The sequence below is a fragment of the Chloroflexota bacterium genome (assembly GCA_035652535.1).
Lineage (GTDB): Bacteria > Chloroflexota > UBA6077 > UBA6077 > SHYK01 > DASRDP01.
In genome coordinates this window covers 1-17,352 of sequence record DASRDP010000166.1, presented here as the reverse complement: position 1 = coordinate 17,352, position 17,352 = coordinate 1, and the positions used below count along the sequence as shown (strand labels likewise).

The window sequence follows — 17,352 nt, the reverse complement described above, 5'->3', positions numbered from 1 at the left end:
TGCATGGGTTCGCGGCCGAGACCGCCGCGGGGACCGTCATCGAAGTCGCATCGCGCATCGGCATGCCCATCTCCACCACCCACGCCATCTCGGGAGCGATCCTGGGCGTGGGAACGATCCGGGGAGCCAAGCACGTGCGATGGGGCGTTGCGGGTGAGATCGTGTCCGCCTGGCTGCTCACGATCCCCGTCTGTTTCGGCCTCGGATGGGCCATGATGACGGGCATCGCGTGGATCGGCGCTTTGGGCCGATTCGGATAGGAGTTGGTGACCCCAATACCACGATTGGGTGCGCACGTTCGCGATAAGATGTGGAGAGGGATATTCGTGCGACACCGGAGCGGCCCCATGCGAGTCTGGAGGTTCGTCGGCTTCTTCACTTTCGGAATCGTTGCGATTGCCACGCCCCTCCTCTTCGTTGCATGCTTCGCCTCCAGACCCTCGCTGACCGCCAACATTGCCGACGGGGCGCAAAACGTCCCGCTCCAGACCAACCTCCAGATCACCGCGGTCGGCGCGATCATCGACCGCGCGGTGCTCCAGCGGGTCGACGATTCCTCGCCGCCTGTCACCCTCCAGCGCACCGCCAACGGCGCGGAGATCCTGGCCGAGCTCGAGCCCGACGCGCAGTATCGCCTCAGCGCCACGGCGCAGCCGGTCAGCCGCACGTCGCTCCCATGGGATTCGACGCCAGACGCGCAGATCTCGCTCGAGCAACAGTTCAGCACGGTCGAAACGCCGACGCTCCAGGAGGCGGATGATGTGCTCCCCATCTCGCGGGACAAGCCAACGCTCATCCACTTCTCGCAGCCGCTGGCGCAGGCGACGGTGACGGGCGGCGGACCCTCAGCGTCGATTTCGAAGAGCGACGCTCGCGTCATCGAGGTCTCGCTTCCGCATCCGGCGCCAGGAACCCGCGTGTCGCTGCGACTTACGAACGTCGTTGGCACAGACGGCGTAGCGGCGCCCGAAGCCACCGTCGCATTGCGAGCGCCCGACGCGGTTGCACTGGCCGCCGTGGCCGGCATGGCTCCGAGCGCTCACATGGGCTTGCCCCCCGGCACGCAGCTCTCCCTCCAGTTCGATCGTCCGATCACCTCGCTGCGGTATCGGATCGACGACAAACAGAACGAGTGGAGAGGGCCAGCGAGCGACGTCGTTGAGCTTCCCCTCAAGGTCGAGGGGGACACGCGCGCCGCCGTGACCGTCGTGGACGCAACGGCGGCCGACGGCGGGTGGCTGGCCGAGCAGCAGGCGATCGAGATCGCCGCAGCCCAGCCGATCAAAGTTGTTGCCATGTGGCCCGAAGACGGGGAGGAGGACGTGAACCCGACCACGCCTCCCGTCTTCCGCTTCAGCGAAGAAGTGGCAGATCGCTCCGCCGCCGAGGCCGCGATTTCGTTCGATCCACCGGTCCCGGGTCGATTCGATTGGCTCGCGGGAAACCGCGTGCGGTTCATCCCGTCAGAACCGTTCCCGGCCGATTCGGAAGTTACCGTGCAGGTGGACGGCAACCCGCGCAAGATCCGAGGCGTGTCCGGAGGATATCTCGAGGACGCGGTGCGCGCGACCTATTCGACTGGCAAGCTCAAGGTCATCGACGTGGCGCTGGGGAAGCAGCAGATGACGCTGCTCGAGGATGGCGAGGCGGTCATGACGCTGCCGGTCGCGACCGGCGTGGCGGCCGCCCCCACCCCGACCGGGACCTTCCACGTCCTCTACAAGGTACCCATCGCGCGCTTTCGGGGAGTGAATCCGGATGGCAGTCGGTACGATATACCAGACGTTCATTGGGTCATGGCGTTCCAGGGCGACTACACGATCCACGGGGCCTACTGGCGCCCGGTCTTCGGGCGGCCGGGATCGGACGGGTGCGTGAGCCTGAGCGACGCGAACGCGAAGAAGGTCTACGACTGGGCCGACGACAACACCCCCGTCGTCATCCACACGTGACGCAATCGCAGACCCGTCATAGCGATCGTCAGGAAACGATCACTCGCGCTGGCGTCGGGGCGTGACCACGCGCGTGACGGGGGCGCAGAAAGGGAGAAGGGGATGCGCGCGGTCGTCGTGACAGCCTTCGGCGGACCGGAGGTACTGGAGCTGCGCGAGGCGCCCATCCCCGAGCCCGCAGCGGGGCAAGTGCGCGTCCGGGTGGCCGCGACGACGGTCAACTTTGCCGACATCCAGGGGCGTCGCGCGAGCTACGTGGTGGCACGCACGCCGCCCTTTGTCCCGGGCCTGGAAGCCGCCGGGACGATCGACGCCATCGGCCCGGGCGTGACCGGACTGGAGATTGGCCAGCGCGTCTCTGCGCACACGGAGGGCGGGTCCTACGCCGAGTACGCCCTCGCGCGCGCCATCGAGACGTTCCCGATTCCGGACTCCATCGATCTCGAGAGCGCGAGCACGTTCCCGTCGGTCGGCACCACGGCTCTAAACCTCCTGACCCTGGCCGGGCGCCTCCAGCCTGGCGAAACGGTGCTGGTGCAGGCGGCCGCGGGAGGTGTGGGCAGCACGGCGGTCCAACTCGCCCGGACCCTCGGCGCGGGGCTGGTCATTGGTACGGCGGGGGGTCCGGACAAGGTCAAAACCGTGCTGAGCTTGGGCGCCGATGCCGCCATCGACTACCGGCTGGAGAATGTGGCGGAGCGGGTGCGTGAAATTACGGCCGGTGCCTGCGCGGACGTTGTGCTGGATGGCGTGGGAGCCAGCAGCTTCGAGGGGAGCCTGGCCAGCCTGGCTCCGTTCGGACGGCTCGTCGCCTTTGGCCAGGCCAGCGGTCCGCCCCCGGCCGTCGCGTTCGGGCCGCTCTACGGCGAGAACAAGACGGTGATTGGGTACAGCACGGGAGGCTTCCGCCGCGCGCGACCGCACGCGCTGCGCCCGGTCGGCCTCGCCGCGCTCCGGTTGATGGCCCAGGGCCGTTGGAAGCCGCTGATCGGCGCCCGTTTTCCCCTGGCGCAAGCGGCGATGGCGCATCGGATGATCGAGGACCGCGAGAGCATCGGGAAGGTCCTGCTCATCCCGTAATCGCGAGCCGAGCCATCCTCAGATAACGCCGGAGTCCCGGAGCTCCTGAAGGCGCTCCTTCGAGTAGCCCAACTCGCCGCAATAGATCTCCTCGTTGTGCGCGCCAAGCTCCTGCGGCCCCAGGCGCTTGATGCCTCCTGGCGTCTTCGAAAATTTCGGCACCGCGTTCTGGACGACGGCGTCGCCGAGCTGGGGGTCGAGGACGCGAACGAGCATCTCGCGCGCCAAGTAATGCGGGTCCTGAAATACGTCGCGCATGTCGAAGACGGGCGCGTACGGAATTCCGAGGGGATCGAATTGCTCGGCCAGCTCGGCGCGAGTCCTCTGGGCGATCCACTCCCTCACGATTCCGTTGATCTCCTCGCGATGGTCGACCCGGGACGGGTTGTCTTTGAATCGTGGGTCGTCGATCAGCTCCGCGCGGCCGATCGCCCTACAGAGCTTCTCGAACACCTGCTGATTGCTGGCCGCGTGGGTGACCCAGTAGCCATCCTTGGTCTTGAACATGTCGCTCGGCGCCACGTACGAGAGCTGATTCCCCTCCCGGGTGTGGACCCGTTTCTCGGGGTGCCTGGGATCGGGCTGGTCGTACTGGATGGGGTCAAACTCGAGAATTCGGAAGATCGATTCGTACAGACCGAGGTCGATGAACTGGCCCTCGCCCCCCCGCGCGTCGCGATAGTAGAGGGCGACCATAATGGACCAGGACCCCACCAGGCCGGTAATGAGGTCGCCCAGGGGGATCCCGGGGGTCATTGGGGGCCCATCTTTCTCGCCGATGAGGTTGGTGAGACCGGCGAAGGCCTCCGCGACGCGTCCGAACCCGCCCCGCTCCCGATTCGGTCCGGTCTGCCCGAAGCCGGAGATTCGGAGCATGACGAGGCGCGGGTTGACCTTTTTCAGCTCCTCATATCCGATTCCCCAACGTTCGAAGGTGCCCGGCGTGTAATTTTCGACGACGACGTCCGCAGTGGCGGCCAGCTCCTTGAAAATCGCGGCCCCCTCGGGCTTCGAGAGATTCAGCGTGATGCAGCGCTTGTTGCGCGCTCCGTTCTTCCACCAGAGCGAGACAGTCTGACCATTCGGGAGGGTGATGATCGGCTCGAGTTTCCGTTCTCCGTCCCCGTAGACCGGGTGCTCGAGCTTGATCACGTCGGCGCCAAAATCGGCCAGCAAGACGGTCGAGAACGGCGCGGAGACCATGTTTCCGGCGTCGATCACGCGCACGCCGGCCAGCGGCGGGTTCGGGCTCGGCTTGGCGAAGGGAAATCGGTCGCGAATCCCCCGGTCGTCGGACATCAGCGCCCGGTGCGCGCCAGGCTCAAGACCCACCCGTGCATCAGGGACTTGGCGCGGGCAATGTCGTCCCCGTCGAACCATTTCCCGAGGTCGACACGGTCGACGGGATAGACCGGGCGCATGAAGTCGGACTCGTACCCGAATGGAACGGTGGCGTCGATGCCCATCCCTCCCTCGAATTGCGTGTTCGAAGCGGTCCACTGCTTCTCACCCGCGGTCATGCGCTCGGCGGGCTGGAACGTCTGGCCGATTCCGCCGGGAATCGGGTTCAGGATGTCAGTCTTGGGGTTCACGCGGGTTGTAAGCGCCCAGATGATGTCATCCATGCTGTACATGTCGATGTCGGTATCGACCGCGATGGCGATGCGCATCCCCTGGCTGCAGGAGAGGATCGCGCCCAGGAAGTTGCGCTGCCAGCCCTCTTCGATCTTGTTGCGCTTCTTCACCTGGATGATGCAGCCACCCCAGTCCGTCATGCAGTACGGGATGTGCACATCCTGAATGATTCCCGGCTGCAGCCGCTCGCACAGCTCGAAGATCGCTGCCTCACGAACGGTCGTGTCGATGTTGGCGTCGTCGGACGTGTGAACGCCGAGGGGGAAAATGACCGGCTTGCCCTCGCGCTTGCGCATGGTGATGGCGGAGACGTGAAAGGTGGTCGCCCGATAGGCCTTTCCCATGTACCCGGCCCATTCGGGGTGGAAGTGGTACCGGCCCTGGACGTTGGCATCCTCCGCCTCCTTGGTTTCGAAACGCTTGTCTCGCGGGTGGAGCTTGCCCTCGAGAACGTATTCACAGTCGGCGACCGACCACGCGTCCACCGTGCGCGCCTTCACGATCCGCACCGGGTACCCCTGCACGGCGCCCGCGGCGCCCAGCTCGTCGGCGCCGCGCGGGAGTACGACGTAGTCAAATCCGCCGCCGGCGATCAGCGTGCAGGCTGGTGGCAGCCCGAAGCACATGGTGAAGGGAATGCCCCCGTCACACGGCGGCTTGCCCTCCTTCCAGGCGTCCTGCTGACAGCGGCACTGGTTATAGAACTCCGTCTGCACCTGCCACATGTGTCCGCCCGGTGCCGCCTGAAACGTTCCCACATTGCCCCATCGAAAGTTCATCCGGTTGTAGCCGATGTGGGTTCCGCCATGGAAATAATCGCCAACCACGACGCTGTTTCCCGAGCCAATCGTCAGCTCCGTCTCCAGATGGGTATGGCGTATCGCCATGATGAACTTGTTGACGTCGAGATCGGTGGTGATGACCTCTTCCTGGCACGGAGCTTCTGTCTGGCTTACCTCTACCGGACGGATCGGATGGGTGAGGGCATGGGCGAGCTTCCGCGTCCGCTCCTGATCGCTCCCCCAGCCGAACATCTGGTTCATGATGTCGGTGTTGGCAAACAGGTTCGTGATGGCGCGCGCATGCGGATAGCCTTTGACGTTGTTGAAGAGGATGGGCATGCTTCCGTCGAGCGTCTTCTGGATGCCGGTGATCTCGAGATCGGGGTTGACCTCGGCGTCGGTCTCGAGGAGCTGCTTTGAGGCGCGCAGCCACTCGATCGTGGATCGCAGGCTGGAGATGTCGCGCTCGGTTTTCAGAGCAAGGGCCATCAGTCCTCCAGAATACCTCAACGCTCGCGGGTTGCGTCGGGCAGTGCAGAATGCGGGTTTCCTTAAGGATACGGAGAGGAGCTAGTAGGCGTCACGGCGCCGGCGGACGGCGCGCCCGGATGGTCCGGAAGGGCGCGCAGCGAGGCGGAAGATAGCACACCAGGCGATTTCGAATCAAACCAGGCATGTGCGCGTCGGTTTTTCGCACTGTCAGGCCGTTCCCCGCGTCACAACGTCGTAACCACCCGCCGGTCGCGACATTACAGATAGTCACAATTCCGCATTTTGCCCAAATTGATAGGACCAAGCGGGAACTTTTCGAGGGGCACGTGCGTATAGTGTTATGCGGTCAGGATTCTGGCAGCGACAACGGCGTCGTTGCCGTTCCGTTACGCGGAACGTAAGGAGAGGAGGTCTCCTGGCATGAAATGGTTCCTGCGCGCGTGTCCCGTCTGCGGCGGCGATCTGCACGAGGATATCGAGGACCGAGGTTGGGTCGCCTGCTTCATGTGCGCCCGCTCGTTCCCAGCCTCCGACGTTCAAGCCGTGCGCGAGGCCACCGCAGGCGTACCTGAGATGTCGGATCGATCAGATCTACCCAACGCTGCGTAGTCCATCGATCCTCAATCTGCTGGACCAGGAAAGGCCGGCCCGGGATCCCGGGCCGGCCTTTTCGTACCCGTGCGTGCTATGAAAAAGAGAGGGGGGCGGAGCACGCCGCGCGCCCGGCGCGGCACACGGAGGTTGGATCATGCGTTCAGCAACTCGCAGCGCGGCGATCGCGCTCCTTCTGTTCGGCGTCGCGACCATCGGGCACGCGGAGGATGGCTCGGATCCACGCGCGAGCGCTGCGGAGGCCTTTCTCCCGACACCGGACATCGTCCCGTCTGGATTCCGCCACGAGCCGAAATTCGATCAGCAGCTCGGCGCGGACGGGACCCTGCGAATTCTCCGAATGTACACGCGGGGCGATCCCGACGCGCCGACGGGTGACCACGCGTCGCTGCTGGTTTCCGTGGCCGTGAGCGACACGCTGGACGAGGCACGGCAGGAGTTCGCGGACGTCGTCAGCGGCCTCGAGGGGAAGGGTTACACAGTCATCCCGTTGGACGGCATGCTCGGCGATGAGGCAGTTGCGCGCACCTGGGACCTGTACACCGGAACGAACCACCCGAAGAGCGCAGCCGCCGTCCACTTCAGGTCGGGAACGGTGACGATTGCCGTCCAATGGACGGACAACCCCGACCAGCCGGTGCTGGAGATGGCGCTGGCGACCGCTCGCGCGCTGGCGACCCAGGCGCCCTACGGCCGCGGCGTGCCGAAGCTAATCGCCGCTTGACGCGACGGCGGCGGCCGGCTCGCCGCCGGTGCCGCCCGAGACAGCGGCGGCGCCCGTCTTGGACGGCGTCGTCGTCGCCTTCTCCTCCTTCTCCGTCGGACCGTGGATGCGCTCCATGTCGGCAAGCGATTGGGGAGTCGCTTTGATGGCGAGCATCTCCTTCGTCCAGAGAAGCTGCTCGCGGTTATAGGCGGCCAGCTCGAAGCCGTGCATCATGGTCAGCGCTTCGAAGGGACACGCTTCCACACACAGCCCGCAAAAGACGCAGCCACCTGCCTCGATGTCGAACCGATCGAGAACGAGCTTGCGGTCCGGTCCCCGGTGGGTCTCGATGTGGATCACGTCGACCGGGCAGGCGTTCGCGCAGATGCTACAGGCGACGCACCGAAGATCTTCGGGCGTCTCGTCGTATACCAGACGCGGTAGTCCGCGAAACCCGACGGCAAGGGGCGCGGGCTCCTCCGGATACTGCTGGGTTACCTTCGGCTTAAAGAGGTGACCAAAGGTCGTCGCCAGCCCCTTGGCAATTCCACTCCCAAACATCTGCGCCTCCCGATGGGGAACCGATGTAGCATGCGGCCGCGGCCGCGCGATTAGCGATCGACCTCGCCCATCACAATGTCGATGCTTCCCAGGATCACCACCGCGTCGGCAACCTTGTGGCCGACGACCAGGCGGCTCAATACGCCAAGGTTAATGAAGCTCGGCGCGCGGATGTGGAAGCGGTACGGCTCCACCTTTCCATCGCTCTCGATGTAGAACCCGATCTCGCCTTTCGGCCCCTCCGTCCGCGCGTAGGCATGGCCTTTGGGCGGCCGAAACACCTTCGGCACCTTCCCCATGACCGGGCCGGACGGAAGATCCTTCAGCGCCTGCTCGAGAATGCGCTTGCACTGTCGCATCTCCGCGATGCGCACGAGATACCGGTCGTAACAGTCGCCGTTCCGCCGGGTGGGGATGTCGAAGTCGAACCGGTCGTACACCGAATATGGCTCGGCCTTGCGCACGTCGTACGGCACGCCACTCGCCCGAAGCATGGGCCCGGTGATGCTGTATGCCAAGGCGGTATCGGCCGGCAGCACGCCGATGTCCTGTGTGCGAGCCTTGAAGATCTCATTGCCCGTCATCATCGCTTCGACTTCGTCGATGTTCCGATCCATCTCGCCGACGAATCTTCGGATCATCGCCACCGCCTCGTCCGTCAGGTCGCGCGAAACACCGCCGTAGCGGATGTAGCTGACCGTCATCCGGGCCCCGCACGCCTGATCGTAGATGTCGAGGATCTGCTCGCGGGCCTGGAACGTGTACATCATCGGCGTGAAGAATGCGCCGGTATCCGAGGCGAAGGTGCCGACGGCAACGCAGTGGCTGGCGAAGCGCTGCAGCTCGCACATGATGACGCGGACGTACTCGGCCCGCTCGGGTACCTCGATGCCGGCGAGGCGCTCGGTGGCCATGGCATAGGGCAGATTCGTGGTCATCGGGGCCAGATAATCGAGCCGGTCGGTGAAGATGATGTCCTGGAGGTAGGTCCGCGTCTCGGCCAGCTTCTCCACCGAACGATGGAGGTACCCCATCACCGGTCGGCACGCGACGACAGTCTCGCCGTCGAGGGTCAGCACCATGCGAAACACGCCGTGGGTGCTTGGGTGCTGGGGGCCCATGTTGAGGGTCAGAAGGTCGCCCTCGCGGACGGCATCTGCCTGCGCGCCGGTCGGGATCTGCACGGGGCACACTCCATGGGGACTCCTCGCTATTATGCCATGGCGCTTTGGCGGTCCTTCTGCTATAACCTTTGCAATTTGCAAATTCGAGGTACCGCATGCGCCTCGGCGAGAAGGTCCGTCATCTTCGATCCGTCGAGGGCGAGCTCCGCGGCCTCGGGCGCCCGCTGTCGAAGTCCGAGGTTGTTCGCGCCATGGGTGCGGAGCTGGGCGAGGCGATCAGCCTCCCATACCTGTCGCAGATCGAGCGCGGCACCCGGCCGCACCTCACGCTACGCACCCGCGACCGGCTGGCGCGCTTCTTCCACATCCATCCGGGCTACCTCGTCGACGACCCAGACGGCTTCGAAGAGGGGCTGGGCTCGCTCGCCGCGCCCACCGTGGAGAACTTCGCGGAGTGGCTGGCCCTCCGGGCCGACGAGATTCGAGACGATCCTGACGCCTATGAGGCGCTCCTGCGCCTCGCCTCCGCCCCGGACCCGCGCGCGGTGCTGCTGGCGGTTGGCCGCTACCTCGCACGGCGCGACAGCGCGACCCAAGCCGATCCGCTCGACGCCAGCCTCGCCGGCGCCGGCCCCCTGCGTACGGGCGGCGCCAATGAATGAACGACCCGTCGCCCTCGTGGACGCCATGGCGGCGGAGCATCGGATGCGGCGTCAGGCTGTCCGCGAGGCCCAAGCATCCGACATGTGGACTCGGCGGGAGGCGCTCGCCCGGGAGCGCGGTATGCCCGATCTCGCCGAAGGCGCTCGCACGCGCGCCGAGCGCCACGCACGGATGGCGCGCATCCTGGAGCAGCGGGCCGACGAGATGCGCATCGAGATCGAGCGACTGCGCCGAACGGTTGCGCCGGCCCGCAGCGTCGGGCGCTCACCGCCGACCGATGGCGACCTGGAAGCGCGGCTGAACGACCTCGAGATCGAACGCGAGATCGAGGCCATCCGCTCAAGGCTCCTGGCCCGGCGCGCCGAAAACCGAGATCCAAACGAGCCGTGACCTACGGACCACAAGGGAGGAGGAACGAGACCATGGGACTACTCGACCGCGTGTCAACCCTCATTCGCGCGAACATCAACGACCTGATCAGCAGGGCTGAGGACCCGGAGAAGGTGATTCGCCAGCTCATGCTGGACATGAACAACCAGCTCATCCAGGTCAAGACCCAGGTCGCGGCTGCCATCGCGGACGAGCGCAAGCTCGAGAAGCGGTACCAGGAGAACCAGGCCAAGGCGGACGAGTGGCAGCGCAAGGCCGAGATGGCCGTCGAACGCGGCCAGGATGACCTGGCGAAGGAGGCCCTCGCCCGGCGGCGCACGTTCCAGGAGACCGCCGACGGATTCAAGCAGCAGTGGACCGAGCAATCGGCCCAGGTCGAGCAGCTCAAGGAGGCCCTCGCGCAGCTCGAAGAGAAGATCTCGGAAGCCCAGACCAAGAAGGACCTGCTTATCGCTCGGAGCCGCCGCGCCAAGACGGAGACCACCATCCGCAAGACACTCGCCGGCGTCGACGCCACCGGCGCCCTCTCGGAATTCGAACGGATGGAAGAGAAGGTCGAGGAGCAGGAAGCCCAGGCGAAGGCGTACGCCGACCTGGACCAGGACACCCTGGACACGCGCTTCCGCCATCTGGAGCAAGAGGACGAGATCAACAAAGAGCTGGAAGCGCTGAAGGCGCGCAAGTCGGCCGCCTCGGGCACTCCAGCCGGCGGCTCGGGCGCCTAACGTTTACGCCCCACGACGCTCGAGCCGGAACGTCGGATCGAGCGGCGCTCCGATCAACGGTCGACCGTAGGCGACATACGCGTCCGTGACGTCGATGCCGGACGAGGCGATGTACTCGTCCGGCATCCGCCGTTCCTGGTGCGCCACGAGCTCGAGCGGAATCGCGCCGAAGCGCACGGCATATCCGCGGCCTTCTCGCCGCTGAATCGCCACCATAACGTCGCTCTCGCCGCGAAGGGCCAGGCGCGCCGCATGCGCCCCTGCCGCCTCGGCCTCCTCGACGTCCACCGCGGACAGCATCGCCGCGGACGTGCGCTGCAGGCTGCCTGGCCGCTCGTATCGGGCCCGCAGCCCAAGGCGTGACTGCACGGCCCGCACGAGGGCGAGGCCGGCGCTCTCGTGGTACTCGTGGCCGTGCGGATCGACGTGGATCGGTTGAGATCCCCCGATCGGCGCGCCCGCGTCGTCCCGCTGATTCTCACTGATCGTCACGAGCGCCCAGCCATGGGCGGCGTGGGCCGCGCGAATCTCCTCGAGCATCCGGTCCACCGGGCGCGGGCGCTCTGGGAAGAAGATGATCTGGGGGGGGTCATCAACACGCTCGCGGCCCAAAGCCGACGCCGCGGCCAGCCAGCCCGCGTTTCGACCCATCACCTCGATGATCTTGATGGGGTCGGTGCGTCGCATCGCGCAGGTGTCCAGACCAGCTTCTCTCGCGGCGATAGCGAGATATCGCGCTGCGCTGCCGTAACCGGGGGCGTGATCCATGTGGGGCAAGTCGTTGTCGATCGTCTTCGGCACGCCGACGAAGCGAGCCGCCGACCCGCGGCCCACGGCCGCGACGTGCAATCGGTGAAGCGTCTCCGCCGAATCGTTCCCCCCGATGAGCACGACCCAGCGGATCAGGTGGCGATCCAGGACCGCCAGACAGCTCGCGATCTCTTCGTCAGTCGGGCGGTGGCGCGAGGAGCCGAGCGCGGCGCCGGGCGTACCACGGAGCCGACGAAGGTTGGGGGAGGACAGCGCCGAGAGATCGACGAAGTCGCCGTCGCGAAGCCCCTCGACGCCGAAGCGGGCGCCCAGCACGCGATCCACGCTGGCGCTTGCATCTCCCACCGCGCACGCGCCCACGAGGCTGGCGTTGACGACGGCGGTCGGTCCGCCCGACTGCGCGATCACCATCGCGGCCGGCGTCATGCTCATCGGCGCCCCGGCGGGCGAGACGTCCCGTCGACGCGGTCGCTCACCCGCGGTTAGGAGTGCACGTAAACGATGGTCCCGACGCTGCCGAAGTCCCAGAAGAACTTCGAGTCATCGTAGTTCATCCCGAGACATCCATGGCTCGCGCCGTAGCCCCAGTTGCTGCGCCAGTAGTTGTAGTGCAGGGCAGCGCCGTCGTTCGTGAAATATTGCGTAAACAACACGCCTTTCAGGTAATAGCCATTGGGCGAACTCCGGGGTATTCCAATGGTGGAACTGTCCATCGTTTCGTCCTGCACGCGACGGAGGATCCGGTAGACGCCAGGCGGCGTCTGGAAAGCGGTGGACCCCTTGACAGCGAGCGCCGCGTACACGGGCGTGCTCCCTTCGTACGCGGTCACCATCGCCGGCTCGGTCAGGTTCGCGTCGATCCAGCGTCCATCCCACGTGCGGTCCGGTGGTGTGGGGAGGCGGACGTGACTCTGCGGGACGTACTTCTGATCGCCCACTCGGTACCACACGCCCTGGTCACCTTCGTCGACCATACCCTCGACGTTGATCGGTGTATTGTGCTCCACTTCGTCGAGGGCGAAGTAGGGCTGATTCTCCGGCCGCTCGAAGATTTCCGTCGACCCGGTGATCCGCGCTGGTAAATTCATTGCCTCATCGTCCGGTGGCGGCGGATCGAAGTATTCGTCGGGCGGTGGCCCAACGGGGCCCACGGCGCCCGCATCGACGTACTGCCGCTCGCTCGTTCTCGGGTCGATCGCCAGAAGCCGGTTGGAGTCCGCCTGCTGGATCACCTGCAGGTAGCGCCACTGGGGGATCTGTCCGCGCGCCCCTGCGTCTGGCTGATCGCTGTCCCACGCAGTCGTCGGCTTATCGGTCATCACCCAGAATGGCGTGAAGTCGCCCGACGGGACCGGCGAAGCGGAAACCGTCTGAACATCCACGCTTGGGGCAGAGGACGGATCCACCACTGCGGCATCAACCCACCCTACGTTCTGCGTGCTCTGACTGAAGACCAAGAGCCGGTTGCCGTCGCTCGGTGCAAGGACCTTGACCGGGCTCCCCGCGGGCAGCGAGGCGACACTAGCGCTCCCCGAATCGAGCGAGGTCCAGAGCTGAGTCGTGGCGGACGTAATACCCCACCAGGGTACGAATGCCGCTGGTGGATCCTGCGCGAACGTCGTGACGGTCCCCCTGAGGAGCACGGGCACCGCGAGGGTCAGCAAGAAGATGATGGATACGCCAGCGAAGACAGGCCGAAGCAGCGATTTACTCCTCATCACGGATCCCCCGAACGAAAGGCAAAGAGCGCTCAGACGCGACTCATCGCCGAGCTGGGTGAAGGCAGAACCGATGATACCATCCTCGATACAGCATGGCCGGGGATTCGACCGCGAGATCCGTCACAGTGGGATCCGAGACCGGGTGTGCCGGCCCGCGATCTCGCACGCGAATTGTGACCCGCGTCGTGGCCTTCGGCTCTGGGCCGATGCTACAATGGCGCGCTTAGCCGCCCGACCGGTCTCTAGCTGTCGAAACGTGGCGCAGGCGGAGCACCCTGACCGAGCGGACGCCCCGCGCTCAGTGACGTGAACGGAAAGCCGCCCCTTGCAGGTCCGATTCTGGGGAACACGGGGATCCATCCCGGCGCCTGGCCCGGCCACGACAACGTACGGCGGAAATACCTCCTGCGTTGAAGTTACGACCGACACCGGCGTGCGGATAATTCTCGATTGCGGAAGCGGCGCTCGTGGCCTCGGCCAACACTTGCTCGGCCCCCAGGGCCCATCCGCGGACAGCCTGCGCCTCCACCTCTTCATCGGTCACACGCACTGGGACCACATCCAGGGGTTCCCGTTTTTCGAACCGGCCTTCCTTCCCGAGACCGAGCTGAACATCTACGCGGCGGCCGGTTTCCAGCGCAGCCTCGAGGATTCGCTGGCCGGCCAGATGCAGTACTCGTACTTCCCGGTCCGTCTTCGTGAGCTCCGAAGTCGCCTCCACTTCATCGAGCTGGAGGAGGGGTTTTTTCGAGTGGGCGACGTGCTCGTCGAGACCCAACACTTGAACCACACCGCCCCAACCATCGCGTATCGGATCTCGGCTGATGGCGTCACCGTCGCCTACACCACGGACCACGAGCCCTTCTGGAAGCCCGGGGGCATCGACTTCCGGCATCCCGGCGATCAGCGCCACGTCGCCTTCCTCAAGGACGCGGACCTCGTCATTCACGACGCGCAATACACGGCAGATGAATACGATCGCCGCGTTGGCTGGGGGCACAGCACTGTCGAGTACGCGACCGACGTATCGATCGCGGCCGGTGCCCGGCGCCTCGCGCTGTTTCACCACGATCCTGCCCGCGACGATGCGTCGCTGGCGGCCATGGAGCGCGACGCTCGCGTGCGCGCGGCGCGGCGGGACTCGCCGGTCGAGATCTTTGCAGCGGCAGAGGGACTGGCGCTCTCTCTCCGTGGACAGAGCCAAGCCCCGGCGTCCGACGGGATCTCCGCCATTCGGCGTCAATCGGTGAGCGGCAAGCGCGTTCTCCTCATCGGCGTCGACGAGTTTCAACGCGAGGCCATCACCAGCGAGCTGGGGGAGGACAACCTCCGTCTGTTACACGCCCCCACCGGTCCCGCCACGCTGGACCGCGTTCGGGCCATGGCGCCCGATCTGGTCGTTGTCGCAGCGGCTCCGCCAACCGCGTCGAGCGAGTTTATTCGCGAGATCCGACAGCGGACTGGGCGCGCGTCCCTTCCGGTCCTCCTCCTCACGAACGACGCCGAGCCCGAGGGCAATCCGCACGACCAAGGGGCCGCGGCGACCGACTACCTGGCCAGCCCGGTCAGCGCGCCCATGCTCCGTTCGCGCGTGCGCGCATGGCTCGCTCGAACGAGCGTCGGCGCGTCGTCCCCGACGCCGATCGGCAGCTCGGAGCGGGCCGCGCAACAGCAGGCGGACCATCCACCGATGGTCCATCGAGGGACAGGGAGCCCCGAGCAGCTCGCCCAGGCCCTCGCGCTCGTGCCCGTCTTTCGGTCCCTCACGCCGGAGCAGCTCCGCGTGCTGGCCGAGTGCGGCACCGAATACATCTTCGACCCGGGCTACGCCATCATTCGGCAGCATGAGTCGAGCGACCAGATCTACGTGATCCTCTCCGGACGCGTGCGCGTGAGCGAGGAGTCCGACGAGCCACCCAATGGCGACGCGGTCATCGCCGAGATCGGCGCGGGGGAGGTGGTCGGTGAGATGGCCATGCTGCACGACCGACCCCGCTCGGCGTCCGTCGTTTCGTCCGAGCCGACCCGCTGCCTCGCCCTACCAGCCGCAGACTTCGGACAGATCCTCCGGTCCTCGCCCGATCTCGCTATGGCGCTCATGCGCGTGCTGGCGAATCGCATCCACGAGACCGACCGCCGTCTCGCCCGGTACGCGCCCGATCCGTTGACCGGGCTCCCCAATCGCCGCGCCTTCCACGACCAATACGCGCGCATCGCCGCCCAGGCGCGACGGCGCGGTCGCGGTGCGACCCTCGTGTCGCTGGACATCGTCCGCCTGCGCGCCATCAACGATCGCTTCGGATACGACGTTGGAGACGAAGCGCTGCGCGCCGTCGCAGACACCCTCAACGAAAACGCCCGCAAGGCCGATCTCGTCGCTCGATATGGAGGCGACGAGTTCGCCCTGCTCCTGGTCGACGTCGAGCCCTCAGCCGTGCAGCCAATCCTGGCTCGGGTGGCCCAGCAAATCAGCGAGCTTGGGTCGCGGCGCGGTGTCCCGGTGCCGATTCGCTGCGCATGGGGCGCCGCGAGCGCCGACGTCTTGCCCGATGTGCCAGACGCGCTGCTCGTCCAGGCCGACGAGGACATGCAGCGACGACGGCCGAGCGCCGAGCAGGTGTAATCGAGGGCTACCGCAGGTAGCCCACCTCACGCCAGTACCGCTCGGCCCCCGGGTGAAGCGGGACGTCGAGCGGTCCTGCCTCGGAATCGCAGCACATCGTCTCGAGCGGGAGCGGGCCAGGCTCCTGAAACGGGATATCGCCGCGGCGCGCGGCAAGGGCCCGACAGAACGCGTAGACGAATTCGGCGTCCACGTCGGCGTGGGTGAACACGGGCCAGCCGCTGAAGTCGAGCGTTACGACGTCGCGGTCCAGGGTGGGAAACAGCTTCTGGGTGATCGTGCCGCGCCGAAGCCCCAACTCCTCCATCGCGCGCAGCACTGGCTCATGGATGGGGAGGAGACGCAGGCCCAGATCGGGCATCATGGGAATGAAGCGGGTGAGCGCTTCGTCGAACACCGCCTCAACCTCGCCCGACGCGACCTTCCTCGAGCGCGCCGGCGCGTAGGGCATGCCCGCGTCGTAGGAAACGTGCCCGCCCCAGCGCTCGATGTCGTCGAGGGAGAAACCGTAGGCGGCGAGGACGCTGTCGATGTAGAGGATCGTCGAGTGGCCCTTCTGGGCTCGAATCGACACCCGGAGCGGGTACTTCCGCCCCTTGACGTCCGCCAGGGACGTGAGCCCCGTCGACGTCTTGACGGCGAATCCGAGCCAGTCCAGGGAGGGAATCACGGCGATGGCGCGCACGGGCACCGGCTCGCGAAACGGACCCTTCCCGCGAAACGCCATGGTGAGGGGACCGCTCGGGTTGATCGTCGCGATGTCGACCTCGCGACGCGCCACCTGCCAGATGGCCTCCGGCGTGTCGCTGCCGATCAGGGTGTACGTCCAACCTTCAGCTCCCTGAGGACGCAGCTGAACTTGCGCCTGGGGATACGGGCTTTCTCGGGGCGCCACCAGCTCGGCGGCAACCTCTAGCATGACCAGCGATCGAGTCGACGCGGGAACCGGCGATTCGTACTCCATGCCTTCTCCTTTGCGCGCAATGTCGGAGAGCGTATCCATCTGTGTGTTGGCCAAAGATGTGACGCCGAGAGCATGCCCGTGGACATCTCCACCGTCGGGATGCTTCACCGTGTCGCGCATCGCTGGCGAACCCCGAGTGGTATAACGCGGATATGCTCTCGGGCGCTGTGCCACCCAGGCCGACCTTTCCGCGTCGCAGCTCCCCGCCAGACCGCGCTCCCAAACCGCCGTGGCTGAAAGTGCGCGTCCCGAGTGGGGACGAGTACACCCGCGTTCGTGGACTCGTCCGCGACCTTCGGCTCCATACGGTCTGCGAAGAGGCGCGGTGCCCGAACGTCGCCGAATGCTGGGGACACGGCACCGCGACGCTGATGCTCCTCGGCGACGTGTGCACGCGCGCGTGCGGCTTCTGCGCGGTGGCGACCGGTCGGCCAGTCGCGGTGGACGCCGATGAGCCCGAGCGAGTCGGGCGAGCGGTAGCTGTCCTCGGGCTGCGCCACGTCGTGCTCACGTCCGTGGCGCGCGACGATCTGCCCGATGGTGGCGCCGGT

Annotated in this window: 16 protein-coding genes; 9 read left to right on the top strand and 7 right to left on the bottom strand. The window is 66.3% G+C overall.

The genetic code is table 11. The annotated features are described in order from the left end of the window. The 3 genes from VFC51_20385 to VFC51_20375 all read left to right on the top strand — a co-directional run. The coding region (locus tag VFC51_20385; protein ID HZT09390.1) for an inorganic phosphate transporter at positions 1-260 on the top strand (260 nt) is incomplete at its 5' end. An 87-nt stretch (positions 261-347) separates the two neighbouring features. Beyond that, positions 348-1,952, top strand: a complete 1,605-nt coding sequence (locus VFC51_20380) for a L,D-transpeptidase (GenBank protein ID HZT09389.1) — start codon at positions 348-350, stop codon at positions 1,950-1,952. 102 nt (positions 1,953-2,054) lie between these two features. Continuing rightward, the gene (locus tag VFC51_20375) at positions 2,055-3,032 is read left to right on the top strand and encodes a quinone oxidoreductase (protein ID HZT09388.1); all 978 of its coding nucleotides are present in this window, start codon (positions 2,055-2,057) and stop codon (positions 3,030-3,032) included. An 18-nt stretch (positions 3,033-3,050) separates the two neighbouring features. Here VFC51_20375 and VFC51_20370 read toward each other — a convergent pair whose 3' ends face one another. Next, the gene (locus VFC51_20370; GenBank protein ID HZT09387.1) at positions 3,051-4,364 is read right to left on the bottom strand and encodes a CoA transferase; all 1,314 of its coding nucleotides are present in this window, start codon (positions 4,362-4,364) and stop codon (positions 3,051-3,053) included. Beyond that, entirely contained in the window at positions 4,331-5,938 is a 1,608-nt protein-coding gene (locus tag VFC51_20365; GenBank protein HZT09386.1) for a UbiD family decarboxylase, read from the bottom strand. Before VFC51_20365 ends, VFC51_20370 begins: the two co-directional genes overlap by 34 nt. A 751-nt stretch (positions 5,939-6,689) precedes the next feature. Here VFC51_20365 and VFC51_20360 point away from each other — a divergent pair. Further along, positions 6,690-7,277, top strand: a complete 588-nt coding sequence (locus VFC51_20360) for a hypothetical protein (protein ID HZT09385.1) — start codon at positions 6,690-6,692, stop codon at positions 7,275-7,277. On the opposite strand, the gene VFC51_20355 is transcribed toward VFC51_20360, so the two are convergent. Together VFC51_20355 and VFC51_20350 are read right to left on the bottom strand one after the other, a co-directional pair. Further along, complete coding sequence (locus tag VFC51_20355; protein HZT09384.1) at positions 7,263-7,820, bottom strand: NADH-quinone oxidoreductase subunit I; 558 nt, start codon at positions 7,818-7,820, stop codon at positions 7,263-7,265. The genes VFC51_20360 and VFC51_20355 overlap by 15 nt on opposite strands. Positions 7,821-7,870: 50 nt before the next feature. Then, the gene (locus VFC51_20350; protein ID HZT09383.1) at positions 7,871-8,998 is read right to left on the bottom strand and encodes an NADH-quinone oxidoreductase subunit D; all 1,128 of its coding nucleotides are present in this window, start codon (positions 8,996-8,998) and stop codon (positions 7,871-7,873) included. A gap of 101 nt (positions 8,999-9,099) precedes the next feature. On the opposite strand from VFC51_20350, the gene VFC51_20345 reads away from it, so the two are divergent. From VFC51_20345 to VFC51_20335, 3 genes are read left to right on the top strand one after another with little or no spacing between them, the layout of a single operon-like run. Next, positions 9,100-9,606, top strand: a complete 507-nt coding sequence (locus VFC51_20345; GenBank protein ID HZT09382.1) for a helix-turn-helix transcriptional regulator — start codon at positions 9,100-9,102, stop codon at positions 9,604-9,606. Beyond that, a complete protein-coding gene (locus tag VFC51_20340) occupies positions 9,599-9,997 on the top strand; it encodes a hypothetical protein (protein ID HZT09381.1) in 399 nt (132 codons plus the stop codon). The genes VFC51_20345 and VFC51_20340 overlap by 8 nt, the downstream gene beginning before the upstream one ends. Positions 9,998-10,029: 32 nt before the next feature. Next, positions 10,030-10,722, top strand: coding sequence for a PspA/IM30 family protein (locus VFC51_20335; protein ID HZT09380.1), 693 nt, complete (start codon positions 10,030-10,032; stop codon positions 10,720-10,722). A 3-nt stretch (positions 10,723-10,725) separates the two neighbouring features. Here VFC51_20335 and VFC51_20330 read toward each other — a convergent pair whose 3' ends face one another. Together VFC51_20330 and VFC51_20325 are read right to left on the bottom strand one after the other, a co-directional pair. Then, entirely contained in the window at positions 10,726-11,925 is a 1,200-nt protein-coding gene (locus VFC51_20330; GenBank protein HZT09379.1) for a diphosphate--fructose-6-phosphate 1-phosphotransferase, read from the bottom strand. 50 nt (positions 11,926-11,975) lie between these two features. After that, positions 11,976-13,211, bottom strand: coding sequence for a L,D-transpeptidase (locus VFC51_20325; protein ID HZT09378.1), 1,236 nt, complete (start codon positions 13,209-13,211; stop codon positions 11,976-11,978). 436 nt (positions 13,212-13,647) lie between these two features. Between VFC51_20325 and VFC51_20320 the strand changes: the two genes are divergently transcribed. After that, positions 13,648-15,837, top strand: coding sequence for a diguanylate cyclase (locus VFC51_20320; GenBank protein ID HZT09377.1), 2,190 nt, complete (start codon positions 13,648-13,650; stop codon positions 15,835-15,837). A 7-nt stretch (positions 15,838-15,844) separates the two neighbouring features. Here the strand turns inward: VFC51_20320 and VFC51_20315 are convergent, their stop codons facing one another. Then, positions 15,845-16,801, bottom strand: coding sequence for a TAXI family TRAP transporter solute-binding subunit (locus VFC51_20315; protein ID HZT09376.1), 957 nt, complete (start codon positions 16,799-16,801; stop codon positions 15,845-15,847). A 152-nt stretch (positions 16,802-16,953) separates the two neighbouring features. Between VFC51_20315 and VFC51_20310 the strand changes: the two genes are divergently transcribed. After that, positions 16,954-17,352 (top strand): lipoyl synthase (locus VFC51_20310; protein HZT09375.1); only part of this gene is annotated, 399 nt, incomplete at its 3' end.

Coding starts and splice junctions, on each gene's coding strand:
- VFC51_20380 (HZT09389.1), top strand. CDS start 348: ATGCGAGTCTGGAGGTTCGTCGGCTTCTTCACTTTCGGAATCGTTGCG.
- VFC51_20375 (HZT09388.1), top strand. CDS start 2,055: ATGCGCGCGGTCGTCGTGACAGCCTTCGGCGGACCGGAGGTACTGGAG.
- VFC51_20365 (HZT09386.1), bottom strand. CDS start 5,938: ATGGCCCTTGCTCTGAAAACCGAGCGCGACATCTCCAGCCTGCGATCC.
- VFC51_20360 (HZT09385.1), top strand. CDS start 6,690: ATGCGTTCAGCAACTCGCAGCGCGGCGATCGCGCTCCTTCTGTTCGGC.
- VFC51_20355 (HZT09384.1), bottom strand. CDS start 7,820: ATGTTTGGGAGTGGAATTGCCAAGGGGCTGGCGACGACCTTTGGTCAC.
- VFC51_20345 (HZT09382.1), top strand. CDS start 9,100: ATGCGCCTCGGCGAGAAGGTCCGTCATCTTCGATCCGTCGAGGGCGAG.
- VFC51_20340 (HZT09381.1), top strand. CDS start 9,599: ATGAATGAACGACCCGTCGCCCTCGTGGACGCCATGGCGGCGGAGCAT.
- VFC51_20335 (HZT09380.1), top strand. CDS start 10,030: ATGGGACTACTCGACCGCGTGTCAACCCTCATTCGCGCGAACATCAAC.
- VFC51_20330 (HZT09379.1), bottom strand. CDS start 11,925: ATGAGCATGACGCCGGCCGCGATGGTGATCGCGCAGTCGGGCGGACCG.
- VFC51_20325 (HZT09378.1), bottom strand. CDS start 13,211: ATGAGGAGTAAATCGCTGCTTCGGCCTGTCTTCGCTGGCGTATCCATC.
- VFC51_20315 (HZT09376.1), bottom strand. CDS start 16,801: ATGGAGTACGAATCGCCGGTTCCCGCGTCGACTCGATCGCTGGTCATG.